This window comes from Balneatrix alpica DSM 16621, from assembly GCF_000619885.1.
GTDB classification, from domain to species: Bacteria; Pseudomonadota; Gammaproteobacteria; order Pseudomonadales; family Balneatricaceae; genus Balneatrix; species Balneatrix alpica.
This window is the reverse complement of sequence record NZ_KK211040.1, coordinates 1-24,756: the sequence shown is the minus strand read 5'-3', so window position 1 is coordinate 24,756 and position 24,756 is coordinate 1. Positions and strand designations below refer to the sequence as shown.

Here is a 24,756-nt window from a genome sequence, read left to right as displayed (position 1 = left end):
TTGTTGATCCGTGCTGAGGCTGGCGCTTTATTTCAACGCGGTTGCAGCTGGTCGAGTGCCTGTTGCCAGTGCATCTGCTGTTGTTGACAGAGCTGCTGGATTTGCTGACGTAACCAGGCCAGTCCTTGGTCACGCTGATGACGGCGATGCCAGGCCAGGCTGATGGGGGCGCCGCCCAGGGGGAAGGGCAAGGGGCGAGCCTGCAGGATGCCCTGTTCTACCCACTGACTCATCACGGGATAAGGCAGCGTAGTAATCAGATTGCTCTGGGCTAATAACAGTGGGACGGAGGCAAAGCTGTTGATGGTGACGGCTATCCGCCGAGTCAGCCCTTGTTGCTGCAGATAACGATCCACCGCCCCCTGGGCATGGCCGGTTAAGGAGACGAGCAGGTGCCGGGCGTGCAGATAGTCCTCCAGCGTCAAGGGTTGCTGGGCCAGGGGGTGATCTGGGCGGTGCAGGCAGACAAAGGGATTGTCAAACAGCAGCACCTGCTCAATCTGGTTATCCCGTCCAGCGTAATAGTCGGCGACCAGGTCAACCTCTGCCTGTTGCAGTAAGGTTTCGCCATTGGCCTGAAACGGTACAGCATGCAGGTTGATACCGGGGGCTTCGCGCTCCAGCAGCTGGTTGAGCCTGGGCCATAACAACAGGCCCATGCCATCGGACAGGGCAACACGAAAGGTGCGCTGGCTGCGGGCGGGGACAAAGGGCTCCGACTGCAGGGCTTGCTGAATATCCCCCAGGGCGAGGCGGGTCTGCTGCCACAGTTGCTCGGCATAGGGGGTGGCTTTGAGTCCACGCCCCTGTTTTACAAATAAAGGGTCTTGCCACTGATGGCGCATGCGGGCGACGGCGTTGGAGACTGAAGGTTGGGTCATGGCCAGGCGATCTGCCGCGGCGGTAATGGATTGCTCCTGCATGATGGCATCGAAAATCAGCAGCAGATTAAGATCGGTACGGGGCATAACACATCACGCTCATCAATGGATAGCATCTTAATAATCAATTAGACGCTATAGGTAAAGCTCTCGATACTGGCGCCATCCCTTTTCAAGCAGGAGTAACAACATGAAAGCGATGGTGATTCATCAATACGGCGCTGCAGAACAGTTACAGCTGGCCGAGTTGCCACTACCCATTCCAGGGGAAGGACAGGTGCGGATCAAGGTGGCAGCAGCAGGGGTAAATCCGGTAGATTTTCATGTGCGTAATGGCCTGCTGAAAGACACGGGCACCCATCAGTTGCCATTGGTATTGGGCTGGGATGCAGCGGGGGTGATTGATGCCCTGGGGACTGGGGTGCAGGCATGGCAGCCAGGGCAAGAGGTGATGGTGTTTGCCCCCATTGGTGGTCAGGGATGCTATGCCGAATATATCTGTGTTGACGCAGACTTGCTGGCCGCTAAGCCCAGCCAGCTGAGTATGACGGAGGCAGCGGCGGTTCCCTTGGCGGCGGTGACGGCCTGGCAGGGGCTGTTTAAGGTGGGTCAACTACAGCCAGGGCAGCGGGTTTATATTCATGGCGCCTCGGGTGGGGTTGGTGGTTTTGCCGTGCAACTGGCGAAGGCACGTGGTGCCTTTGTGTATGCCAGCTGTTCTGCCCGTAGCCGTGATTATGTGGCAAGCCTGGGGGCGGATGTGTGCCTGGATTATCAGCAACAGGATTTTGCCGAGCAGCTGACTGAGTTAGACCTGCTGTTTGCCTGTGTCGGCGGCAATCAGGTGTTGCCCCGGGCATTGCCGACACTTAAATCCGGCGGACGTTTGATTTCCACCTTCGATGAGATTGATCCCGCCCTGGCTCAGGCACAGGGGGTGGATTACCAACGGATGTGGGTGCAACCCTCGGGGGCCGATCTCAAGCAATTGGCCGAATTGCTGCAAAGTGGCCAGTTGAGGGTGCAGCTTGATCAGGTATGGCCGCTACACCAAGCCCGTGAGGCACTGGCACGCAGTGAGAGTGGGCGGGCATTGGGCAAGGTGGTGTTACAGCTAGCGGCGGACTGAGGGGCAGTCAGGCTTGGCGGCTTGCACCGCTTAAGCCTGCCTCTGTTACACTGGCGGGCCCACTCAACAGCAAGGAGAGCAGCGTGCCTGCCAGCCAATACTTAGCCGCCATCAGTTTATTAGTCGCAGATTATGACGAGGCCATTGCCTTTTATTGTGGCCAGTTAGGGTTTGTTTTACTGGAGGACAGTCCCCAGGGGGAGGGCAAACGCTGGGTCAGGGTCGGCCCAGCAGGGGCGACGACTCAGTTTGTGTTGGCCAAGGCGCAAGGCGAGCAGCAATTAGCTGCTGTGGGTAATCAGGGTGGCGGTCGTGTGTGGTTATTTCTATATACCGATGACTTTATCGCCGATTATCAGCGCATGCAGGGGGCTGGGGTACGTTTTCTGGAGCCACCACGACATGAACCCTATGGCACCGTCGCGGTGTTTGAGGATCTGTACGGTAATAAGTGGGATTTGCTGCAGCCTCGCTAAGATCGTGGCAGGCATACCAATAAGGGGTCTAAATTGACCCCTTATTGGTTGCGCTGGGGAAGCGCGATTAACGCTTTCTCCACCAATGCCACAGTGCCAGCAAGGGAACGGCTAGCAGTAACCAGGGTAAAGCACTGATCACCAGGGTCAGTAACTGCGCCAGGCTGCGGAAGAACACCGCCCCTGCATTATAGAGGGCATCCCACAAGGGTTTGAGGATGCTGGCATTAGCCACCTGAGGTTGGGGTTCGTAGCTGATATCCAGACGGACTTTTTCGGTTAGGTTGGCGAGGTAAGCACGTCGACCCTTGGCGGCATCCAGTTCGCTCTGTACCCGTCCCAGTTCCCGTTCAAGTTGAATCACTTCGCCCAGTTTGGCATCGGTGCTATTGAGTAAGGCACGCAGGCGGTTGCGGACTTCTTCCAGGTTGGTTAAACGGGCATCGGCATCAATCACTTCAGCGCTGCGATCATTGCGGTCAATGCGGCTTTCCAGCAGGCCCTGACTACCGAGGGCGGTGACGAAGGCGTCCAGTTCGCTGCGGGCAACGCGTACGCTTAAGTAGGCACTCTGATAGCCACCATCGGGGCTGTTATTGAAGCTGGCTTGTAGCACATCACAGCTGGGAGGCTGGCAGCGATTGGCATCGGCTTGCCAGCGGCTTTCCAGTTGCGAGCTGGCGAGCTGAAAGCGTAGGTAGCGGCTCTCTTCAATAAATTGGACAGTGTTACCGGCAGCCTGATCGGCAGCTTCCATGCTGGCAGGGGCAACGGCCATTTTCAGGGCTGCCCCCCCGCTCATTTGTGGAGAAGCTTCCATCATCGCCTGGGGCTCAGAGAGGTGATATTGGGCGTTGGGGTCTGTTTCTTGGCAGCCGCTTAGGACGAGGCTAGCCAAGCTGAGTAGCAGGGTACTCAGTAGGCGAGGGGAAGTTGGCAGCATCTGGTATGGCTCCTTGGCTTTGTTAAAATGGCCGCCTCTTTTCCGGGCGGTAGGTTCGGGGCGTCATTATTGCTGGGGATGGTCATATGAATAGACAGGCACTCAATCCACTGGCCGCTTATGCGCAAAGCCTGGCTCGCCAAGCGGGCACCCTGTTAGTACAGGAGCGTCAACAGGCCAGTTTTAGTCTGGAGCTGAAACGCGGGATCGAGCTGGTGACCAGTGCGGATATTAAGGCGGACGCCTGCATCCGACAAGGGATTGAAGCCTGCTATCCAGATCATCTTATTCTGTCGGAGGAGTCTTCCCCTCACTTGTCACCACAACAGCTAAAGCAGGGGCCGGTGTGGATCATTGACCCTATTGACGGCACGGTGAACTTTGCCAATGGCCAGCCAGCGGTAGCGGTTTCGATTGCCTTTGCCTGGAATGGTGAGGTGCAGGTAGGGGTAGTGCACTGTCCCTTCTTGCAGGAAACCTTTAGCGCGGTGCGTGGCCAGGGCGCCTACTTAAATGGTCTGCCGTTGCAGGTACAGCCACCTTTAAGTGTTGCTTCGGCGCTAGTGGCGACCGGGTTTCCTTATGAGCGGGCCCCCCGTGCAGCCCTGTTGGCCCGTTTGAGCCGGGTTATGGCCGAGGTGCAGGATGTGCGGCGCTTGGGTTCAGCCGCGATTGATCTGTGCTATGTGGCGGCGGGGCGCCTGGCTGGCTACTTCGAAACGGTCAAGCCCTGGGATATGGCGGCAGGGGCCTTGATCGTCCACGAAGCAGGTGGGGTGATCGGGCGCAGTGGCGCATTAACCTCAGGCCTGCCGGCTGAATTGGATGGTGAGCACTTGGTAGCTGCCAGCCCGGCTTTTTTACCGCAGTTGTTGGAGTTGTTAGGTGAGCCAGAGCATTGATTGGCGCCAGCGTTTTAGTGCGTTAGCGGAGATCCTGGCGCAGTGGCAGTTTGTCTGGCAGCCCCTGCCGTTTAAACAGTTGCCGCCAGAGTGGACACAGCAATTACCGCAGTTGAGTCAGTATTTGCTGGCGCTGGATGACAGCCAATGGCAGCAACTGGAGGAGAACATCCAACAGGCCAAAGGTTTATCCCCCTGGTTGCCGGTGGTGCAGTTGGCTGAGCTCGTTCAGGTGCCGGACTGGTCTACAACACTGAACCTGCCGGAGGACTGGTCTGAGCATATCAGTGCACGGAAATGGCAACAGCTACAGGCTTTTGTGGCCCAGATCCGTTGGCAGCCGCAGCAACAATTAGTGGATTGGTGTGCGGGTAAGGGGCACCTCTGCCGTACCCTTAGCCGTTGGCAAGGCTGTGCGATTACCGCGTTGGAGTGGGATGAGGCACTTTGCCAGCAAGGGCAGCAGTTGGCTGATGCGCTGGGTTTGCCTGTACAGCTCCAGCAGCAGGATGTGTTGGCAGATTCGGCGGCACGCTGGATTAAAGCCGATAGCCATACCTTGGCTCTGCATGCCTGTGGTGATTTGCATGGCCGTTTATTGCAGCTGACGGCGGCGGCACAAGCCAGTCTTACCTTAGCCCCCTGTTGCTATCAGGTGACGGCGGCGGAGCACTATCAGCCATTTTCCGCATTGGGTCAGCAGTTACAGCAGCAATTAAACTGGCAATTAACGCGGGAGGATTTGCGCCTGGCGGTACAGGAGACAGTCACGGCGCCGGGGCCGGTGCGCCAGCAGCGCCAGCAGGCCAGTGCCTGGCGTTTGGCTTTCGATGCGTTACAACGGGAATTGCGTGGTGTGGATCAATACTGGCCGGTGCCCAGTCTGTCCTACGGTCAGTTGAAACAGGGTTTTTCCGCCTTTGTCCATTGGTGCGCGCAGCGCAAGGGCTTGGCCTTGCCTGCCGAGTTGGATTGGCAGTACTGGGAACAGCTTGGTTGGCAGCGTTTAGCCCAGGTGCAGCGTTTTGAATTGGCTCGCCATCTGTTCCGTCGGCCGTTGGAGTTATGGCTGGTGCTGGATCGCCTGGTGTTTTTGCAAGAGGCGGGTTTACAGGTGGAGTTAGGCACCTTTTGCAGCAAACCGCTCACTCCCCGTAATTTACTTATCCGTACGATTCGCTGATTTTTGGCATTAACACGTAGCTATTTGACCCTTTGAGTTCGTTTTTGACTTTGCGGGCTGCGGCGCTGGAATCTAAGCTTTCGCTAACATTATCAGCAAGCTTAGGGATGAGCGCAGGAGAATCGTGCATGAGCATTCGCCATAAGCTAATCGCCGGGTTTCTGGCAACGCTTCTAATTCCTTTGCTTGTGATTGGCTTAGGCCTGGGCTGGCAAATTCAACAACTGGCCCGTGATCATTTTGTTGATGCTTCGGGGCGGGAAATTGCCCAGGTCGATGGGGCCATGACCATCTTTTTCCGAGGGGTGTTCGATAACGTCGATTATCTGGCTACCCACCCGACCCTGCAAAAAGCCGATGCCTCCATTAAAAACTATCTGAATGCGCCGGATAATCAGCCCATGACACCTAGTAAAAACGGTGGTGTTGAGGGGGAGATATTTGCGTTATTTGACCACTTTGCTAAAACCCATCCCGGCTTTGCCTACGTTTATATGGGTACCAAAGAGGGCGGCTACATACAGTGGCCAGAGGGCAATACCAGCGGTGCTTATGATCCCCGTGCTCGTCCTTGGTATAAGGCGGCACTGGCAGCTACAGGCAAAGTTAAGCTGACAGAAGCCTATTACTGGGCGCCGGATGATGAAACCATCATCAGCGCGGTAAAAACCATTGATCAGGCTGGCACGGTATTGGGGGTGATGGCGATTGATGTTTCCCTCAAGGGGTTAACCGAAATGGTGAAGCAGATTCGCATCGGTGAAACCGGCTATCTGATGCTGATTGAAGACTCGGGCACCGTGCTGGCAGATTCCGCTAAGCCTGAGAACAACTTTAAAAAGCTCAGTGAGTTATCCGGTGCGGCCTACGCCACCTTGGCTCAGGCCAATGGCGAGGTAGAGGTTGAAATTGATGGGGTGCGCTATCTCGCCAATGTATATAAATCCCCCACGTTAGGATGGAAATTCATCGGTTTGATTGAGGCTTCTGAGGTGTATGCCGAATCGACCGCCATGCTGATCAAGCTGGCGGTATTGGGGCTGATTTTGACTCTGGTGTTTGTCGCCTTGGCGATCATGATGTCAGGCATGATTGCCAGACCTATTCAGCAGGTGGCGGCAGGGTTGAAGGATATTGCCGAAGGGGAGGGGGAGCTGACCAAGCGCCTGACCATTACCACCAAGGATGAAACCGCCGAACTGGCCCACTGGTTTAATCGCTTCCTCGATACCATTCAGGGCCTGGTGAAGCAAACTAAAGAGAGTGCTCAGGGTGTACATCAGGCATCGGAGCGGGCGATAGCAGTCTCTCATGAGATGGATGCGGTATCTCAGCAGCAATTACAGGCGCTGGAAATGGTCTCGACAGCCTTTAATGAGATGGTAGCAACCGCTAATGAAGTGGCCAATTCTTGCGTGAAGGCTGCGGAGTCAGCACAGACGGGGCAGCGTTCGGTCAGTAAAGGGCAAAAGATGATTGAGGACGCGGTGGTCAGCGTCAATGAACTTAGTCAGGCTATTCGCCGGGCATCCGGCTCGATTGAGCAGCTGGAGGAGTCGAGCAACAGTATCACCACGATTTTGGATGTGATTCGGGGCATTGCCGAGCAGACTAATCTGTTGGCCTTGAATGCGGCGATTGAGGCGGCCCGTGCCGGTGAGCAGGGGCGTGGCTTTGCGGTGGTGGCAGATGAGGTACGGGCATTGGCTCAACGCACTCAGGAGTCGACTCAGGAAATCAATCAATTACTGGAAAAATTGCGCTCCGGTACACAACAGGTTGCTACAGAAATGAATCGTAGCCTGCATCAGTCTGAGCAGACTGTTGGGCGGACGTCAGAGGCGAAAACCTCCTTTGATGAGATCGCCGAAGCGGTGGAGGTGATTAAGGATATGAACACTCAGATTGCCAGTGCAGCGGAAGAGCAGCATCAGGTATCCGAAGATATCAATCGCAATATCGCCCAGATTCACACCTCCTCTAACGAAGTGGCGGATACGGCCCGTCAGGCGGCAGCTAACAGTGGCAAACTGGAGGACGTGGCTAAGCATCTGAATGCCTTGGTTGGGCGTTTCAAAGCCTAGTCTGAGGATCTTTCAAGCAGGTCAACAAGGGTGCCTTGCCGGCCTTTGTTGATCTGCATCAACGAGCTCGATGGCTACTCATTTATCATGCCGAGGTCTTGCATGGATTGGTAAGACTGACCTCGTCATTCTGTGTGCGGGATGACAGGAGGCATATCACACCAAGGGGATGGTGAACGACATAACAGCCTGTGTGGCCTGGACCCTTTTGCTGACTGGCATAAGGGTTTTGTTGTTAGCACCTCCCCTTCGCTAAGCTGCGGTTGTTATGCGTTCACCTTCTCCAGCTCAATTTGGATGGCAGGAGTATCAAAATGGAATGTGTTACACGTCGAGATTTACTTCAGCAGCTAAGTGGCGATGAGTGTTTCTTTATCGCCCGTCAGCCAGTCTATGACGCCAAACTCAATATTGTGGGGTATGAGCTGCTCTACCGTAGTCAATGCGAGCAGCAGGCCAATTTTACCTGTGGCAATCAGGCTACCGCCTCGGTATTGGGTATTTCTCTAACGGAAATGGGCATTCCTGAGCTGGTGGGGCCGCATCTGGCCTTTATCAATATGACCCGCTGGGCGTTGCTCTCGGCACAGGTGATGCTGTTGCCCCCCCAGAAAGTCGTGCTGGAGATCCTCGAAGATGTTGAAGTTGATGAGGTCTTACTCAATCGTTTACAGCAGCTGAAGCAGGCCGGTTATCGTCTGGCTCTAGATGACTATGCTCTGCAACCCGGTAAAGAAGCATTGATCGCGTTGTCTTCGTTAATCAAGTTGGATGTACGCCAGCTGTCCTCTACCCAGGTACGTCAGCTAGTCCGCTATTTCAAAGGGCAGGGGCGCCAGGTACTGGTGGAAAAGGTGGAAACCTGGGATGAGATGGAGCTTTATCGGCAGGAGGGAGCCGACTATTTCCAGGGTTACTTTCTTGCTAAACCCCAGTTGTTATGCGGGCGTAAAGCGCCTTATAACCACCGCGTGACGCTGGAGTTATTGCAGCGTCTGTATGACCCGGAGATTGGCATGCGTGAACTGACCGAGCTGATCTCGCAAGATGTGTTTCTCTGCTATCGCTTATTGCGTTATCTCAATTCGGCGGCCTCGGGTTTGAGTGTCAAGGTAAGCTCAATTCAGCATGCGATTGTCATGCTGGGGTTAGAGCCCTTACGTGCCTTGGTGACACTGTTGTCCTTGATGAAGGATGGCCAGCATCCGCCAGCGCTGGTTCACTTGCTGCTAGTGCGGGCGCGCTTTTGCCAGTTGAGTGCCCCCCTCTTCAAGCTTAGGGAACAGCCATCCAGTCTATTTACAGTTGGCATGCTGTCTATGCTGGATGTGTTTTTGGCGAAACCCTTACCTCAGCTATTACAACAGTTACCTCTGCAACCGGAGTTGATACGTGCCGTGTTAGAGCGACAGGGGGAGATGGGGCAGATCTTGCAGCTGGCGGAAGCCTTGCAAAATGGCAAACCCTTAACCAGGGTGGGGGTGGACGCCGAACAAGTACAGCAGTGCTATCAGCAGGCATTTGTCTGGGCAACCTTGTCTATGGCGCAGTTGGGGAGTGTTTAGCCGATGGAGCGGCGGCTGGCAGTGACAGAGCTGCGTTTGGGGATGCGAGTGGTACGTTTGGATTGTCCTTGGCTCGATTCACCGTTTTGGCGCCATCAGTTTGAGATTCGTGATCACCAGCAACTGCAGTTGCTGCGACAGCATTGCCGCTATGTGTATGTTGAGAGTAGTAGCCTCGTGGAGCCTGGGGAACTGCCTCGCCCGCGTGTGAGCCAACCGCAGACGCTGGTGAAAGCTAGCACAGGTAAGGCATTCACTGTGCCTGAAAAGAAGCTGAGTCAGGCGTTCCAGCAGCAACTGGGCCGTATCGATCAGCTCTTTAATGATATCCGCTTGGGACGGGCGCTAGATGCCAGGCGCAGCCGTGAAGTGGTCGAGGCACTGCTTGTAGGCGTCTTGCGTGATCCGCAGGGCATGTACCTGTGGGGGCAAATGCAGGTGGATGCTCCTGCTTTGGCGCATAAATCATTAAACGTCTGTGTGCTAGCTCTGGCACTGGCACGATTCATTGGCCTGCCCAATAAGAGTTTGTTAGAGCTTGGCTTGGGGGCGCTGCTGCATGATATTGGTTTGTTGGCGTTACCAGAAAGCCTGTTAGCCAAGCGGGGGCGTTTGCTTGCCGGGGAGCGTCAGCAAATAGAACAGCATTGTCACCTGGGTCAGGAAATGCTGCGTGATCAACCCGGGCTTTCCCGCTGTGTGCGTCATATCGTTGCCCATCATCATGAGCGGATAGATGGCCAGGGCTATCCAGCCCGTCTGCAAGACAGACAAATTCCTTTGACGACACGGCTAGTGGCAACGGTAGCTTGTTATGAGGCCATGACCCGTGAGCGGCCCTACGCGAAGGCTGTTTCTCCCGCCCAGGCGCTGCGTGATTTGCTACTGCTGCGTGACACCATGCTTGATGGCCGTTTGGTGATGAAGCTGATTCGTATGTTGGGAATCTATCCGCCCGGCTCGGTATTACGCCTCAAAGATGACCGAGTAGGGATGGTGCTGGATCGGCAGGAAACCAATATTCGTTTGCTGCTCATTGGCCATTATCCCAACCAGCCCTGGGCGACACCGCAGCCGTTACAGTTAGAGGAGCTAAGGGTGGTACAGGTACTAGAGCCGGATGACCCCTTTCTTGAGCAAGCGCGGGAAGGGTTGAGTGCGTGGTTGCGTTCATTAGGCTAAAAAAGAGGGCCCTGGTGGGCCCCAAACTGCGAGATTGATAGAGATATAACCCCATCTCCAAGGGAGCGGGGGAGGGCTAACCAACCCAGACCTTCCCCACTTCTGCATCAGTGATGCAGAATCTGGCTCAGGAACAACTGAGTACGTTCGTTTTGCGGATTATCGAAGAAGTTGTTCGGATCGTTTTCCTCGATAATCTGTCCGCCATCCATAAAGATCACCCGGTTAGCAACGGATTTGGCAAAGCCCATCTCGTGGGTGACGCAGAGCATCGTCATACCGGATTCAGCCAGGCTGATCATAGTATCCAATACCTCTTTCACCATTTCGGGGTCGAGGGCAGAGGTAGGCTCGTCAAACAGCATGACGTCAGGGTTCATGCATAACGCACGAGCAATGGCAACACGCTGCTGCTGACCACCGGATAATTGGCCGGGGTATTTCAACGCCTGATCAGGGATTTTGACCTTTTCCAGGTAGCGCATGGCGATGGCTTCAGCCTCTTTGCGGGGGATCTTTTTCACCCAAATAGGGGCCAGGCAGCAGTTTTCCAGCACGGTCAGATGAGGGAACAGGTTGAAGTGCTGGAACACCATGCCAACATCGCGGCGGATCGCTTCGATGTTCTTCAGGTCATTACTGAGGGTGACGTTATTGACAATAATGTCGCCCTGGTGGTGCTCTTCCAAACGGTTAATGCAGCGAATCATAGTGGACTTACCTGAGCCTGAAGGGCCGCAGATAACGATACGTTCGCCTTTTTTAACGTCCAGGTTGATGTTTTTCAGTACGTGGAAGTTGCCGTACCACTTGTTTACGTTTTTCAGTTGAATCATCAACTTATCGGATACGGTCAGGGTGCTCTGAGACATATTCAGCTCTCCGAAATCAGGTACGGTTAACGCTTGTGGCCAGTGTGCAGCTTACGTTCGAGGTGTTGGCTGTAACGGGACATGCCGAAGCAGAATGCCCAGAACATGAAGCCAACAAACACGTAGCCTTCGGTGGCAAAGCCCAGCCACTTGGGATCGGTCAGCGCTGCCTGAACGATAGCCAACAGGTCAAAGAGGCCGATAATCAATACCAGACTGGTATCTTTGAACAGGGCAATAAAGGTGTTGACGATGCCAGGAATCATCAGCTTCAGGGCTTGAGGCAGAATAATCATCGACATCATGCGCCAGTAGCCCAGTCCCAGTGCCGCTGCAGCTTCATATTGGCCTTTGGGAATAGCCTGTAAGCCGCCGCGTACCACTTCTGCCATGTAGGCAGACTGGAACATGGTGATACCAATCAGCGCCCGCAGCAGTTTGTCAAAACTTAGCTCCGCAGGAACAAACAGGGGCAGCATGACCGAAGCCATAAAGAGCACGGTAATCAAGGGTACGCCGCGCCAGACTTCAATGAAGACCACGCAGAAGCTTTTAACGATAGGCATCTCGGAGCGACGACCCAGGGCCAGCAACACACCGATTGGCAGGGAGGCAACAATGCCTACCATTGCCAATACCAGCGTCAGCATCAGGCCACCCCATTTGTGGGTCTCTACAACTTTGAGGCCAAAGGCACCGCCATACAGCAGGAAGAAAGCAATGACCGGGAACACTACCAGAGTGAAGGTGGCGACCCATTTCTTCCAGGGTAAGTTGGGGATCATTAACCACAACAGGCTGACGAACATGATGAAGAACATCCAGTTTACCCGCCAGTATTCGGACTCCGGATAAAAGCCATAGATAAACTGGTTAAAGCGGACGGTGATAAATACCCAGCAAGCACCACCGCTGGTGCAGGCGCTACGGTCTTCACCGAACCAGTCGGCATTGATAAAGGCCCACTGAATCGTTGGAATCAACGCGGAGACCAGCAAGTACAGGGTCACCAGAGTGATGACACTGTTGACCGGGCTGGAAAATAGGTTGGTGCGTAGCCAGCCAATCAGTCCTGTTGAGGCAATGGGTGCTGGCAGGCTAGGTAAGGGCTGAAACTTTTCCATATCAACGCTCCACCAGTGCCATACGGTTATTGAACCAGTTCATAAACATCGAGATCGAGAGGCTGATGAACAGATAGACGGCCATGGTCATAAAGATGATTTCAACGGCCTGACCGGTCTGGTTAAGGGTGGTGCCGGCAAAGACCGAGACCAGATCGGGGTAGCCGATGGCGGTGGCCAATGAGGAGTTTTTGGTCAGGTTAAGGTACTGACTGGTTAACGGTGGAATGATGACACGCATCGCCTGGGGAACGATAACCAGACGCAGAGTGCGGCTGTGGGGAAGACCCAGGGCGTGGGCAGCTTCACTCTGACCATGGTGAATGGCTTGGATGCCGGAGCGCACGATCTCGGCAATAAACGCAGCGGTGTAAATGGTCAGTGCCATTAACAGGGCCAGCAGCTCTGGGATGATGGTGATCCCACCACGGAAGTTAAAGCCCTTCAGTTCGGGGTAGTCCACGCTCATTGGGCTGCCCATTAACCAGTAAGTCAGCAGCGGCAGGCCAATAATCAAGGCCAGGGAGGTGGAGAATACCGGGAAAATCTGACCGGTTTCATCTTGGCGCTTATGGGCCCAGCGTACCAGTGCGACGCAAGCTGCGATGGCAATGAACAGGGCTACGACCACCATGCCAAAGCCGTCTTCAAACACCGGTGCAGGGGTGTAGATGCCGCGAATATTAAGGAAAGTATTGGGCAGGAACTCAATACTGTTACGCGGGTTGGGCAAGGCACGTAGTACGGCAAAGTACCAAAAGAAAATCTGCAATAGCAGCGGAATATTACGGAAAATCTCGATATAGGCAGCGGCAATCCGAGACACCAGCCAGTTAGGCGAGAGTCGGGCTACGCCGATAATGAAACCGAGAATAGTCGCTAAGGCAATACCCAGTCCGGAGACTAACAGGGTATTGAGCAGACCGACTACGAAGGTGCGTCCATAGCTATCGGTTTCAGTAAAAGGAATCAGTGACTGGAGTATTCCAAAACCAGCAGGTTGGGAGAGAAAAGCAAAACCTGTGGTGATACCACGTTGCTCTAAGTTAGTGAGGGTGTTGTTTACAATCCACCAAATAAACCCTCCGACAGCAATGATCAGCAACGCCTGGAAAAACAGCGCACGTTTTTCTGGATCATTCCAGATGTGCGTCTTCTTGCTGGGCATGCTAGCTGCGGTGGCCTGAGGCTGGTTGGCATCAGACATTCGCAAACCTCCTGAAAACAAGCTTGAGGAAAGGGTGAGCAGTGACCTGCTCACCAGGGTAGTTACGGGCTCCGAGCCTGGTTGGGTGCGAGGGGCACCCGTCCAGGTCTTTTTCTCGAGGGTAGAACCCTAACTCCGGATTAACGCAGAGGAGGAGCGTACTGCAGGCCGCCTTTGCTCCACAGAGCATTCAGACCACGTGCAATACCCAGAGGAGAACCAGTACCTACGTTACGCTCAAACATCTCGCCGTAGTTACCAACCTGCTTAACGATCTGGTAAGCCCAGTCAGCAGGTACGCCCATTGCGGTACCGAAATCACCTTCTTTACCAACGAAGCGCTTCACGTTGGGATCGTCGCCATTGGACATTTCATCGATGTTAGCAGCAGTCAGACCCATTTCTTCGGCGTTGATCTGTGCAAACAGTGACCAACGAACCAGGTTGAACCACACATCGTCACCTTGGCGTACCACGGGGCCCAGAGGCTCCTTGGAGATAACTTCAGGCAATACGGATGCGCTGGAGGGGTCAGCCAGTTTGATACGCAGTGCGTACAGCTGAGATTGGTCAGAGGTCAGTACGTCGCAACGGCCTGCTTCGAAGCCCTGTACAGTTTGGTCAGAGGTATCGAATACAACAGGCTGGTAAGTCATGTTGTTAAGGCGGAAATAGTCAGCCAGGTTCAACTCAGTGGTGGTACCTGCTTGGATACAGAAGGTGGCACCATCCAGTTCCAGCGCACTGCTTACGCCCAGTTTGTTGGAAACCATGAAGCCTTGGCCATCATAGTAGTTCACACCGGCGAAGTTCAGACCCAGAGAGTTGTCACGGGTGATGGTCCAGGTGGTGTTACGGGACAGCATGTCCACCTCGCCAGACTGCAGCGCGGTGAAACGCTCTTTGGCGTTCAGCGGGATGTATTTTACCTTGCTGGCGTCGCCCAGTGCGGCAGCGGCCACGGCGCGGCAAACGTCAACGTCCAGGCCCTGCCAGTTTCCTTTGTCATCAGGAGTGGAGAAGCCGGGCAGGCCGGTGCTCACACCACACTGCAGGAAACCGCGCTCTTTCACGGAATCCAGGGTGCCAGCCTGAGCCTGAGCAGACATTGACAGCGCCACCGCAGCGGCTGCAGCCACAGAACCGATTTTTTTCATGTTACTTGTCCTCGGTCTATCTATCACTGGTTTGGGGGATAGTCACGACATGTGACGATCTCGCGGCTAGGATGTAGCAATAAGCGTGCCTAATCTTAGACTGTCGAAAATTTAATGATTCGAAGGGGAGGAGAAGGGCGCACTGCTGTTCTACTTTGGTGGTATAAGGCACTAAATCCCCTGTAACGGCGTTATTTTGACGAGGCATGACGCCATTTAGAGTAGGTGGGCAAATACTCTTGCAAAATAACAGTTTATGGTCTAGCGAAGAACGCCTAGGATGGTGGATGGGGTAACAGGTAACACTTTTGCACTGGTTAGAAGCAGGGTGTCACCTCTCGTTGCCGTTGATGATTCTTTACAGAGCATTTTCTTTTGGCTGGGAGAGCAAGCAGGTGCATGAGGCGTTGTTATGCCATGAGTGTGATGCATTGGTGGATTTGCCCGAGCTGCAGCCAGGGCAGGACGCCTTTTGTCCTCATTGTGGCGCACATTTGGCCAGCGCGCGTCCAGATACATTGCGACAGACACTAGCCTTGGCCCTGGCTGGATTGCTGTTATATGTGCCGGCCAATCTGTTGCCTTTATTGAGCATGGATGTGATGGGGCAACATCGTCAGGTGACATTATGGGAAGCCGTATTGGCGCTTTATCAGAATGGTGCTTGGGTGGCTGCAGGACTGGTGTTGCTGTGCAGTATGCTGGTGCCTTTATTAGAACTCTGGATTTTGTTTCAAGTTTCGCTGTTGTTGCTGTTAAAGCAGCGTTGGGGCGTGCGTACTTTATTTGCGGCTTGGTACTGGCTGCGGGATTGGGGAATGCTGGAGGTGTATATGATCAGCATTCTGGTGTCGATGGTGAAGTTGCTTGATATGGCACAGATTCACATTGGTTTAGGTTTGTATACCTTCGCGGCGATGTTATTGGTGGCGCTGTTGATTGGCCTGACCTGTGATCCCCATGAAATATGGCAACGTCTGGAGGCTCTTGATGACTAAGGTTGCACGTGGCATCGATCTGGGCTTAGCGGGGTGCCGCCGTTGTCATAAGGTGTGTCAGCTGGCTGAGCAGGATACTCTGGCGATGCCGCAATTCTGCCCTCGCTGTGGTGCGCGCTTACATTTGCGTAAGCCCCATAGTCTGGAGCGTACCTGGGCTCTTATACTGGCGGCCTTTATTTGCTTCTTCCCGGCTAATCTCTATCCGATGATGACGGTGACCAGTTTAGGTCGCGGCGATCCGAGCACCATCATGGAGGGGGTGATCACCCTGGTGCAGCATCAAATGTATGGTATTGCTCTGGTAGTCTTTGTTGCCAGTGTGGCGGTACCCCTATTAAAGCTGGTGGGGTTGGCGATGTTGCTGTTGGGGGTGCAGGGGCAGGTGGGGTTAACGGCCAAGCAGTGCACGGTCATCTATCGGTTGGTGGAGATAGTGGGGCGCTGGTCGATGTTGGACTTGTTTGTCATCGCCATCTTAGTGGCTTTGGTGGATTTAGGGGCAATTGCCAAGATTGAAGCCGGCCCTGCCGCATTGGCATTTGGGTTGGTGGTGGTATTAACCATGTTGGCGGCGATGAGTTTTGACCCCCGTCTGTTGTGGGATAAGGAGTGGCGAGATGAGTGAAGGGCAGCAGCCAACCGCAGGGGTAACCCAGGCCCTGGTACGTAGACGCAAGCGTTGGTCCATGGTTTGGTTTTTGCCGCTGTTAGCCCTGGCAATTGGTATCTGGCTGTTATGGCGTAGTTACAGCGAGGCTGGCATTGGCATTGTGGTGCGCTTCCAGAATGGCCAAGGGCTGGAAATAGGTAAAACCGAGTTGCGTTATAAAGGTTTGCGCATAGGTGTGCTTGAGCGCCTGGAGTTTGCCGATGATTTGTCCTGGGTAGATGCACATATCAATGTGGAGCGCAGTGCCGAAGGGGCGTTGCGCCATGGCTCGCGTTTTTGGTTAGTTAAGCCGCGTATTTCTTTGGATGGAATTACCGGATTAGATACCTTGGTGTCCGGCAACTATATTGCTATTCGTCCCGGTGATGGCAGTTTTGCCCGTGAATTTGAAGCGGATTTACAGCCACCGCCGGTGGATGTGACTGAACCCGGTTTGCACCTGACGCTGAAGGCGCGCTCTTTGGGGTCCCTCTCTCCTGGTGCACCGATCTATTACAAGCAAATCAAAGTGGGTTCGGTACAGGAGTACCGCCTGGCGGATAACTTCACCAGTGTGGAGTTGGATGTGTATATCCCCGCTCCCTATGATCGCCTGGTTAGCCCCTCAACCCGCTTCTGGAATGCCAGTGGCATCAGTATTCGGGGCGGTTTGGGCGGCTTCAACGTACGCACCGAGTCCCTGGCGACCTTATTGGTGGGGGGTATCGCTTTTTATACCCCGGATGAGCAGGCACAAACACCGGTGCCGAATGGCAGTGTTTTTACCCTCTATGAGGACTATGCCAGTGCTGAGGCTGGGGTGCCGGTGCAAATCCGATTCCAGAGTGCAGAGGGGTTGGTGGCGGGTTCGACTCCGGTGGTATATCGCGGCATTACCTTAGGAACGGTGCAGGATGTCAGCCTCAGCGAGGACCTCAGTGAAGTGGCTGCCAAGGTGTTATTTGATCCCCGGGCGAAGGCGCTGCTCAATACCGGAACACGTTTTTGGTTGGTGAAACCAAGTATCAGTCTGGCCGGCCTATCGGGGCTCGACACCTTGCTCAAGGGACAGTACATCGCTCTGGAGCCTGGAGAAGGGGAGCCTGCCCGGGAGTTTCAGGCATTGGCTGAAGGGCCTAATTTGGATCAGGTGGAAGATGGCCTGACTCTGACGCTAAAAGCCCGCTCGTTGGGTTCGGTGTCGGCGGGTTCGCCGGTGTACTTCCGTCGGATCGAAGTGGGTAAGGTATTGGGCTACCAACTCAGTGATGACCATGAGCAAATCCTGATTGAGGTCAATATTCGCCCGGCCTACAGCCACTTGGTCAATACCGCTGCGCGTTTTTGGCATGCCAGTGGTATTCAGCTTAGTGGGGGGTTAAGTGGCATTAAGCTGGAAACCCAGTCGCTGTTGTCATTAATCAGCGGTGGCATCGCTTTTGATTACCTTGAAGATGCGAAAACGGCGAAGGCTAAACCCAGTACGGAATTTATCCTCTATGACAACGAACGGGTTGCTTTGCGCCGTGGTCGTTATGTGCAGATTCGCTGGGATGATGCCCAGGGGTTGCAGCCCGGCGCAGAACTGCGTTGGCAAGGGCTGAAAATGGGCGAGGTTACCGCCATTCAACCCTTGCAAAACTGGGCTGGCGTGCTGGTAGAGGTGCTGCTACAGCCTGAGGCCTACAGCCTGGCGGTCGAGGGCAGTCGCTTCTGGGTGGTGAAGCCAGAAGTGGCACTCAGTGGCGTGCAGGGGTTGGATACCCTGGTGAGTGGAGCCTATATTCGCGTCCTGCCGGGACGGGGAGAGGCAGCCAAAACCTTTATTGGCTTAGCCCAACCTCCCGTGGTGGAAAAAGAGCAAGGCTTGCGTCTGGTGCTGGTGTCAGCGGAGCTAGGCTCCCATAAGGCCGGTGAGGGTGTTTACTATCGTGGTGTACAGGTCGGCAAGGTGGTGCGCACCGCCTTGTCACACACTGCTCAGGATGTCTTGATCGAGGTCTTAATTGAGCCGCGCTACGCTAACCTGGTGCGGCAGAACAGTCGTTTTTGGAATATCAGCGGCATAGGGGTGGACTTTGGCCTGTTTAAAGGTGCCACCATTCGTACCCAGTCCTTGGAGACCATCCTGGCAGGGGGAATTGCCTTTGCCACACCTCCCGAGTTGGCAGCGAAGGCGCCATCGGGTGCTTACTTTAATCTTCATAAAGAAGCGGAGCCGACTTGGTTACAGTGGCGTCCGCAGATAGACCTGCCTGGTGACACCCTCGGACTCTCACCCCCTGCTGCGCAGGAGGATAAGGCTGAAGTGGCGCTGGTAAAGGAGTAAAACGTGAAAGTGGCGGTTATTCATACGGTTGTGGCGCTGGCTCTCGCCAGTTGGGTTCCTCAGAGCGTGGCGGCGCCTACCTTTGGCGAGTATCAACAACAGACCAGGGAGCGTTTGCAAGCGACCAAGCCGGCCTTTGCGGGTGTCTCTGCAGAGCAGGCAATTGAGGCTGTGATGCCCTTTGAAGTGGGGCCGCCGGAATCGCCCCATGCATTACTGCTGGTACATGGTCTGACTGACTCTCCTGCTATGTTGCGTTCGGTAGCGGAGCGTTTAGGGGCGCAGGGCGTGCATGTGCGGGTACTGCTGCTGGAGTGTCATGGTTCAGTGCCGCAAGCCTGTTTTGATGTGCAAGCGGACACCTGGCGTCAGCAGGTGCGTGAACAGTTGGAAAACATGCTAGTTCTGCATGAGCAGGTCTATCTGGGCGGTTTTTCCATGGGGGGAGTGCTGGCAACACTGGAGGGGCTGGAGCATCCTCGGGTGCCGGGATTGCTGCTATGGGCTCCGGCCTGGAAGGCAAGCAGCTCCATGTTGTGGTTAACGGATTGGCTGCATCCTTTTATGGACTGGTTGGGGCAGCAGCCTGAGTTGGATTACGGCAAGTATGCCAGCTTAAGTCTGAATGCTGTACGCCAGTATCATCACCTGGCGAAGGCCTCTCGTGCTCTGTTACAACGCCATGATAGTTTTGGTAAGCCTGTACTGGTGGTGGCTAGTGCGGATGATGGCACCATTGATAGTCAGTATCTCTGGCAACAGTTCAGCCGGATGGGGCAGTTTGATGCTCAGTTGCATTGGTATGGTGAACTGCCTGAGCCTTATCAGGGGCCTGCCACCCTGAAACACTGGCCTGGGTATGATGAACAGGCACGGATTTTGGGGATCTCCCATCTGGGGCTGACTAATTCCGCGCAACATCCCCACTATGGTGTGCAGGGGGATTACCGCAACTGCTTATCTCATTGGCAAACGCCGGCTTATCAATCCTGTATGGAAACAGAGACCCCCTGGTATGGCGAAGAAGGGATGGAGGGAATGGAGCAGCACCAAGCCGCACGATTAATGTTTAATCCCTACTTTGAGCCGATGATGGAGGCGGTGGAGCAGTTTATTCTGCAGCAGCCGCAGTAACGTCGTAGAGCGGTGTGGTGGGGAGTGCAGCTTTTGAGAGTCGCTTGTACTGCCAAAGAAAAACCGCCCCGAAGGGCGGTTGAAGGGGTTACAGCTGGCGCAGGGCCTGGATGCGTTCATCCAGGGGAGGGTGGCTGGCCATCAGGGCAGCGAGGCCACCTTTTAAGCCTCCGCGAATACCAAAGGCAACCAGTTGATCGGGCATGCTGGAAGGCATTTCGTACTCTGCTTTCAAGCGTTGCAGGGCGCTGATCATGGCGTCCTTACTGGCCAGACGGGCACCTGCTTCGTCGGCACGGTATTCACGTCGACGTGAGAACCACGCCACCACAAAGGAGGCCAGGATGCCGAACAGAATTTCCATAATCAGGGTGGTGACAAAGTAGGCAATGCCGTGGCCGCCGCTGTTTTCTTCATCGTTACTGCTGAGAAAGCGGTCAACGGTGTGGCCAATGATGCGGGCAAAGAACATAACGAAGGTATTTACCACGCCCTGTACCAGGGTCAGAGTGACCATGTCACCATTGGCAACGTGGCCAATTTCGTGGGCCAAAACAGCACGCACCTCTTCGGGACGGAAGCGGGTCAAGAGACCTTCACTCACCGCTACCAGGGCATCATTTTTGTTCCAGCCAGTGGCAAAGGCATTAGCTTCCTGGGCAGGGAAAATACCGACTTCAGGCATTTTGATCCCGGCTTTCTGCGACAGTTCTGCCACCGTATCCAGCAGCCATTTCTCATGCGCACTGCGAGGAGTTTCAATAATTTGAGTGCGGGTGCCCATTTTGGCCATGGTTTTGGACAAAAAGAGCGAGATAAAAGAACCGGCAAAGCCGAATACCGCACAGAAAACCAGGAGGTTGGCGAGATTCAGATCAACTCCGTTGGCCTGCAGAATGGAGCCCACACCGAGTAGATTAAGCACTATCCCTGCGACCACCATCACTGCCAGGTTGGTTGCTAGGAAAAGCAGAATTCGCATCATAAACGCATCACCTCAAACAAAGGGGGAATGCTGTCTAAGATAGGGCGAGCCGGTTGGGATGCAAGGGGCGCGCTTTATCAATATGTTTCCTGCTTGAAGTAAGTCGTAGCCCTCCGTTAGGATGCGCGCTTTATCTGGTTGCCAGCCGTTTGCTCCGAAGGGGGAGAAGGTTGGTGGATGTCCTTGTCCGGTGAGATGGAGTGGCATGGAGTTTTCATCCTGGCGACAGGCTGCACAGTGGTTACAGCAACAGCCGCCGCATCAGTATGTATTGTTACAGGTGGGAGAGGCCTGCTTGCGTTTGGTGCAAACCCCGTTGGCCTGTTGGGGCATGCTGAGCCGGGCTGAACAGGTACCGGCGGAAGTGGCTCGCTTGTTAGTGGCCAGTGGACGTTATTGCAGTATTCAAACAAGCAGGCGTTTGTGGCAACGAGGGCAGTTAAGTGCGAACTGCTATGCCCTGGCGGGGCAGTATCTTTGGTTGGAGCCGGATGCAGAGGCAGGTCTGCTAGGGGGCGACCCGCTGAACTGGGCTCTGGCGCCGCAGTGGGTGGCGCAGCTGTCAGCCACTGCCTGTTTGTGCTTGCAGCCGGTGGATGCCTTTTTGCCCAGTGTTTTGCTCAAGCAAGGGATGAAGGTGTTGAGTGTTAGTCCCGCGGCTAAGGTGCAAAACCATTGGCAGAGGGCGCGCCGGGCACTGCAGTGGCGCCAGGATCAATGGGCTCTGCTCGAGGCAGATACGGAGCATTGTTGGGGGCGTTTACCCAAGGATTGGGAGTTCGATGCGGCGGTGTTAACGGTGCCGGATGAGTTGGCGAATCCGCGAACCTGGCTGAGCCGTCATTTACGCCGCCTGGAAACGACATTAGTCCCTGATGCCAGCCTGATTTTGCAGTGTCGGGCCAGTTGGGTGACAGAAGGGATGGTCAATTGGGTGGAAACGGAAGGTCCAGACTTTCGCTTACGTCATATTTTTAAGCAACAGGACCGTTTGGCCCTGCTGCTTGGTTATGAGCCCTGAATTATTGCTCGTAGGTTTGCAGGAAGCGGGCAATACGGTCAATGGCTTCTTCCAATACCTCACGGTGGGGCAGGAATACCAGACGGAAATGCTGGGTATCGGGCATGTTAAAGCCACTGCCTTGGACGATGAGCACTTTCTCTTGTTGCAGTAGATCAAGTGCCATCTTCTCATCGTTGCGAATGGGGTAGCGCTCAGGATCCAGGCGTGGGAACAAATAAAGGGCACCCTGCGGTTTGGTGCAGCTCACCCCGGGAATGGCGTTAAGTTTTTCATAGGCGATATCGCGTTGCTCGCGCAGGCGCCCACCGGGAATAATCAGGTCATTAATGCTCTGATAACCGCCCAATGCGGTCTGAATAGCATGCTGGGCTGGCACGTTGGCACAGAGACGCATAGAGGCCAGCATGTCTAACCCTTCAATATAGTCACGGGCTTTATGTTTGGGGCCGGTGAGTACCATCCAGCCAGAGCGGAAGCCTGCTGCACGATAGGTTTTGGATAAGCCGTTGAAGGTTAGGCAGAACACATCTTCGCTCAAGGAGGCGAGGGGAGTATGTTCGGCCTCATCAAACAGGATGCGATCATAGATTTCATCGGCAAACAGAATCAGGTCGTGTTTGCGCGCCAGTTCGGTAATGCCAAGCAGGGTGTCTTTGGAATAGAGCGCGCCGGTGGGGTTGTTGGGGTTGATGACCACAATGCCACGGGTGCGAGGGCTGATCTTGCGCTCGATGTCTTCCAGATCCGGTTCCCAGTTATTGCTTTCGTCACAACGATAATGCACGGCATGGCCGCCAGACAGGGTGACGGCGGCGGTCCAGAGTGGATAGTCGGGGGCCGGAATCAGCATCTCATCGTTGTCATTGAGCAGGGCCTGCATGGCCATCACAATCAGTTCGCTCACGCCATTGCCGAGATAGATATCCTCAATGCCCACTCCGGGAATCTGTTTTTGCTGACAGCTTTGCATGACTGCCTTGCGTGCGGAGTAGAGTCCTTTGGATTCACAGTAACCCTGGGAGTTAGGCAGGTTGTGGATCACGTCGGTGATGATTTCTTCCGGAGCATCAAACCCGAAAGGGGCGGGGTTGCCAATATTAAGCTTAATAATGCGCTGGCCTTCGTCTTCCAGGCGTTTGGCTTCCTGCATGACGGGACCGCGAATGTCATAACAAACATTAATTAACTTGTGGGACTTGCGAATGACTGGCATGGCAACCCTGCTCTCTTAAAAGGAATGCTTGAACTGGGTGGATATTAACCTTATGAACAACCAATGGCTTGCAGATGAGTGCAGGTCTAGTTGTGTCTGGTCAGCGGCGAGCAAACCATCATACGCAGCCTGTTCAGGGTTGCAAGGGGCCGCATCGAGCAGACGTGGCATCTGTTGTCACTCCTTAGTAAAGGTGTTGCAAAGAGAGGGGGAGAGCCCTCCTTTGTTTGGACTCCCGCACTAATCAATCCTGGATAAACACAATAACGACGGTGAAGGAGGACCCCATATGCAGTTAGTCATCGAACTTAAGAGTCTGGATGAAGCGCAATGGCGCGAGCGCTTAACGCCAGATCAATATCGTATTTGCCGTCAGGCGCAAACGGAGCCACCTTTCAGCGGGCGTTATTATTTCCATGATCAGGTAGGTTGCTATCACTGTGTCTGCTGTAATGGCGCGTTATTTTCTTCAGAACAAAAGTATTTGTCTGGGCAGGGCTGGCCAAGTTTTTGGGCACCGCTGCATCAGCGGGCCATTAAAACCCGCTTGGATGAACGCGGCGATGTGGTTCGTACCCAGGTGGTTTGTGCACGTTGCCAAGCGCATTTGGGGCACTTGTTTGAAGATGGGCCGCCACCGACAGGCTTGCGTTTTAGTATCAATTCGGCAGCGCTGAAATTTGTGGCTGTTGAGGTCTGATCAGTAAGCGATACCACTGGGTGCAGTAACACAAAAGGGGCCGCAGCCCCTTTATTACTAGCAACCTACGCAGTGTATTACTGCAGTGCTTGAATCAGCTTGGGATCGCGGAAAGCGCGGCTGAGGGTTTCAGAGAATAGCTCGTTAATAATCTGCTGGTTAGTCTCTTCATTGGGTTTGCGCACAAACTCGTGGTGTTTCTCACTCTGATAGCGTCCGGTGTAGTTATAGTTGCTCCGGCTGGCAACTACTCGTACTGAGGTGGCTAGATCAACGGTAGTGAGCAGATTCTTCACGCCGCTATCATAGGTAAGCTGATCAATGATAACGGTCAGGTTGGCGTCACCCTGTCCGGGGGGCGCAATCCGGAAACCCATTTGTTGCATGGTGCGGGCCAGGCTATTGCTAAGGGTAGTATTCAGATTGTTGTTGAGTGACAGCGTGCTGGTCTTGGGATAAACGCCGCCACGGGTGCCGATAATAGGTGAGGGGCGGCGATCTTCTACCTGGATGCTAACGATTTGACCCTGGGCGGCAAACTGGCCAGGTTGAATCGTGGGGGCCAGAGTAATGCTTTGCGGGCTGAGTGCGCACCCAGCCAGGGTCAGCGACAGTGCAGCTGCAAACAAAGCCGAACGCATAGTGTCTCCTTAGCTTCATCATGGAGTCGTGGAAATTGAGTGCACATTAAGCCCAGCGGTGCTCTTTAGCAATATCTGCAGTCCTCCTCATCTTTGTAAAGCAGGCCTTCTCTAGAAAGGGTGTCAAAAATCAAAAAGAAGGGGCTTGGCGCTATTTAGAGCAGATTGGCTTGATCTAACCGGAAAAGAAAAAAGTGATTTAACTGTTTGACAACACTTAGGAAATGCGTAAAATGCGCACCCACGTCAACGGCGCTGCCGATAAAGTTGTACGGTGGTGTTGGCGAGTGGAGCGGTAGTTCAGTCGGTTAGAATGCCGGCCTGTCACGCCGGAGGTCGCGGGTTCGAGCCCCGTCCGCTCCGCCACTTGTTCGG

The 24,756-nt window shown here is 54.5% G+C and carries 22 protein-coding genes and 1 tRNA gene; 14 read left to right on the top strand and 9 right to left on the bottom strand.

Annotated elements, in window-relative coordinates; genetic code table 11:
* Window positions 1-32 precede the first annotated feature (32 nt).
* The gene (locus tag Q334_RS19095; RefSeq protein WP_051527785.1) at window positions 33-968 is read right to left on the bottom strand and encodes a LysR family transcriptional regulator; all 936 of its coding nucleotides are present in this window, start codon (window positions 966-968) and stop codon (window positions 33-35) included.
* Between the two features lie 103 nt (window positions 969-1,071).
* Here Q334_RS19095 and Q334_RS0112885 point away from each other — a divergent pair, with 103 nt between their 5' ends.
* Both Q334_RS0112885 and Q334_RS0112880 read left to right on the top strand, forming a co-directional pair.
* Window positions 1,072-2,010 (top strand): NADP-dependent oxidoreductase, encoded by a 939-nt coding sequence (locus Q334_RS0112885; RefSeq protein ID WP_027313571.1) that lies wholly within the window; start codon window positions 1,072-1,074, stop codon window positions 2,008-2,010.
* Between the two features lie 83 nt (window positions 2,011-2,093).
* Window positions 2,094-2,486 (top strand): VOC family protein, encoded by a 393-nt coding sequence (locus Q334_RS0112880; RefSeq protein ID WP_027313570.1) that lies wholly within the window; start codon window positions 2,094-2,096, stop codon window positions 2,484-2,486.
* Window positions 2,487-2,553: 67 nt separating this feature from the next.
* On the opposite strand, the gene Q334_RS0112875 is transcribed toward Q334_RS0112880, so the two are convergent.
* A complete protein-coding gene (locus Q334_RS0112875) occupies window positions 2,554-3,429 on the bottom strand; it encodes a DUF4349 domain-containing protein (RefSeq protein WP_027313569.1) in 876 nt (291 codons plus the stop codon).
* Window positions 3,430-3,515: 86 nt separating this feature from the next.
* On the opposite strand from Q334_RS0112875, the gene Q334_RS0112870 reads away from it, so the two are divergent.
* The 5 genes from Q334_RS0112870 (at window position 3,516) to Q334_RS0112850 (ending at window position 10,345) form a co-directional block, all read left to right on the top strand.
* The gene (locus Q334_RS0112870; protein ID WP_027313568.1) at window positions 3,516-4,331 is read left to right on the top strand and encodes an inositol monophosphatase family protein; all 816 of its coding nucleotides are present in this window, start codon (window positions 3,516-3,518) and stop codon (window positions 4,329-4,331) included.
* The gene (locus Q334_RS0112865; RefSeq protein ID WP_027313567.1) at window positions 4,315-5,514 is read left to right on the top strand and encodes a methyltransferase; all 1,200 of its coding nucleotides are present in this window, start codon (window positions 4,315-4,317) and stop codon (window positions 5,512-5,514) included. Before Q334_RS0112870 ends, Q334_RS0112865 begins: the two co-directional genes overlap by 17 nt.
* Before the next feature lie 128 nt (window positions 5,515-5,642).
* Window positions 5,643-7,598 (top strand): methyl-accepting chemotaxis protein, encoded by a 1,956-nt coding sequence (locus tag Q334_RS0112860; RefSeq protein ID WP_027313566.1) that lies wholly within the window; start codon window positions 5,643-5,645, stop codon window positions 7,596-7,598.
* A 314-nt stretch (window positions 7,599-7,912) separates the two neighbouring features.
* Window positions 7,913-9,163, top strand: a complete 1,251-nt coding sequence (locus tag Q334_RS19090; RefSeq protein ID WP_051527784.1) for an EAL and HDOD domain-containing protein — start codon at window positions 7,913-7,915, stop codon at window positions 9,161-9,163.
* 3 nt (window positions 9,164-9,166) lie between these two features.
* The gene (locus Q334_RS0112850; protein ID WP_027313565.1) at window positions 9,167-10,345 is read left to right on the top strand and encodes an HD-GYP domain-containing protein; all 1,179 of its coding nucleotides are present in this window, start codon (window positions 9,167-9,169) and stop codon (window positions 10,343-10,345) included.
* A 107-nt stretch (window positions 10,346-10,452) separates the two neighbouring features.
* Here Q334_RS0112850 and Q334_RS0112845 read toward each other — a convergent pair whose 3' ends face one another.
* From Q334_RS0112845 to Q334_RS0112830, 4 genes are all read right to left on the bottom strand, one after another.
* Window positions 10,453-11,217 carry an amino acid ABC transporter ATP-binding protein gene (locus Q334_RS0112845; RefSeq protein WP_027313564.1) on the bottom strand — a complete coding sequence of 255 codons (765 nt, stop codon included), beginning with the start codon at window positions 11,215-11,217 and terminating at the stop codon, window positions 10,453-10,455.
* 26 nt (window positions 11,218-11,243) lie between these two features.
* Entirely contained in the window at window positions 11,244-12,341 is a 1,098-nt protein-coding gene (locus tag Q334_RS0112840) for an amino acid ABC transporter permease (protein WP_027313563.1), read from the bottom strand.
* A 1-nt stretch (window position 12,342) separates the two neighbouring features.
* A complete protein-coding gene (locus Q334_RS0112835; RefSeq protein ID WP_081414451.1) occupies window positions 12,343-13,548 on the bottom strand; it encodes an amino acid ABC transporter permease in 1,206 nt (401 codons plus the stop codon).
* Between the two features lie 140 nt (window positions 13,549-13,688).
* Window positions 13,689-14,705, bottom strand: coding sequence for an amino acid ABC transporter substrate-binding protein (locus Q334_RS0112830; RefSeq protein ID WP_027313561.1), 1,017 nt, complete (start codon window positions 14,703-14,705; stop codon window positions 13,689-13,691).
* 395 nt (window positions 14,706-15,100) lie between these two features.
* Here Q334_RS0112830 and Q334_RS0112825 point away from each other — a divergent pair, with 395 nt between their 5' ends.
* The 4 genes from Q334_RS0112825 to Q334_RS0112810 are packed head-to-tail and all read left to right on the top strand — an operon-like array spanning window position 15,101 to window position 19,818.
* Complete coding sequence (locus Q334_RS0112825; protein WP_162157433.1) at window positions 15,101-15,703, top strand: paraquat-inducible protein A; 603 nt, start codon at window positions 15,101-15,103, stop codon at window positions 15,701-15,703.
* Window positions 15,696-16,331, top strand: coding sequence for a paraquat-inducible protein A (locus Q334_RS0112820; protein WP_035461603.1), 636 nt, complete (start codon window positions 15,696-15,698; stop codon window positions 16,329-16,331). Before Q334_RS0112825 ends, Q334_RS0112820 begins: the two co-directional genes overlap by 8 nt.
* Complete coding sequence (locus Q334_RS19085) at window positions 16,324-18,684, top strand: PqiB family protein (RefSeq protein WP_051527783.1); 2,361 nt, start codon at window positions 16,324-16,326, stop codon at window positions 18,682-18,684. Before Q334_RS0112820 ends, Q334_RS19085 begins: the two co-directional genes overlap by 8 nt.
* Window positions 18,685-18,687: 3 nt before the next feature.
* On the top strand, window positions 18,688-19,818 hold the full coding sequence (locus Q334_RS0112810) for an alpha/beta hydrolase (RefSeq protein WP_027313558.1): 1,131 nt from the start codon (window positions 18,688-18,690) through the stop codon (window positions 19,816-19,818).
* A gap of 88 nt (window positions 19,819-19,906) precedes the next feature.
* On the opposite strand, the gene htpX is transcribed toward Q334_RS0112810, so the two are convergent.
* Window positions 19,907-20,803, bottom strand: coding sequence for a protease HtpX (htpX, locus tag Q334_RS0112805; RefSeq protein WP_027313557.1), 897 nt, complete (start codon window positions 20,801-20,803; stop codon window positions 19,907-19,909).
* Between the two features lie 205 nt (window positions 20,804-21,008).
* On the opposite strand from htpX, the gene Q334_RS0112800 reads away from it, so the two are divergent.
* Window positions 21,009-21,824 carry a hypothetical protein gene (locus Q334_RS0112800; RefSeq protein ID WP_027313556.1) on the top strand — a complete coding sequence of 272 codons (816 nt, stop codon included), beginning with the start codon at window positions 21,009-21,011 and terminating at the stop codon, window positions 21,822-21,824.
* A gap of 1 nt (window position 21,825) precedes the next feature.
* Here Q334_RS0112800 and Q334_RS0112795 read toward each other — a convergent pair whose 3' ends face one another.
* Entirely contained in the window at window positions 21,826-23,040 is a 1,215-nt protein-coding gene (locus Q334_RS0112795; protein ID WP_027313555.1) for a pyridoxal phosphate-dependent aminotransferase, read from the bottom strand.
* A 289-nt stretch (window positions 23,041-23,329) separates the two neighbouring features.
* On the opposite strand from Q334_RS0112795, the gene msrB reads away from it, so the two are divergent.
* Window positions 23,330-23,740 (top strand): peptide-methionine (R)-S-oxide reductase MsrB, encoded by a 411-nt coding sequence (gene msrB, locus Q334_RS0112785; RefSeq protein ID WP_035461601.1) that lies wholly within the window; start codon window positions 23,330-23,332, stop codon window positions 23,738-23,740.
* A gap of 77 nt (window positions 23,741-23,817) precedes the next feature.
* Here the strand turns inward: msrB and Q334_RS0112780 are convergent, their stop codons facing one another.
* Window positions 23,818-24,381, bottom strand: a complete 564-nt coding sequence (locus tag Q334_RS0112780) for a YajG family lipoprotein (protein WP_027313553.1) — start codon at window positions 24,379-24,381, stop codon at window positions 23,818-23,820.
* Between the two features lie 289 nt (window positions 24,382-24,670).
* Between Q334_RS0112780 and Q334_RS0112775 the strand changes: the two genes are divergently transcribed.
* A tRNA-Asp gene (locus tag Q334_RS0112775) sits at window positions 24,671-24,747 on the top strand.
* Window positions 24,748-24,756: the final 9 nt, after the last annotated feature.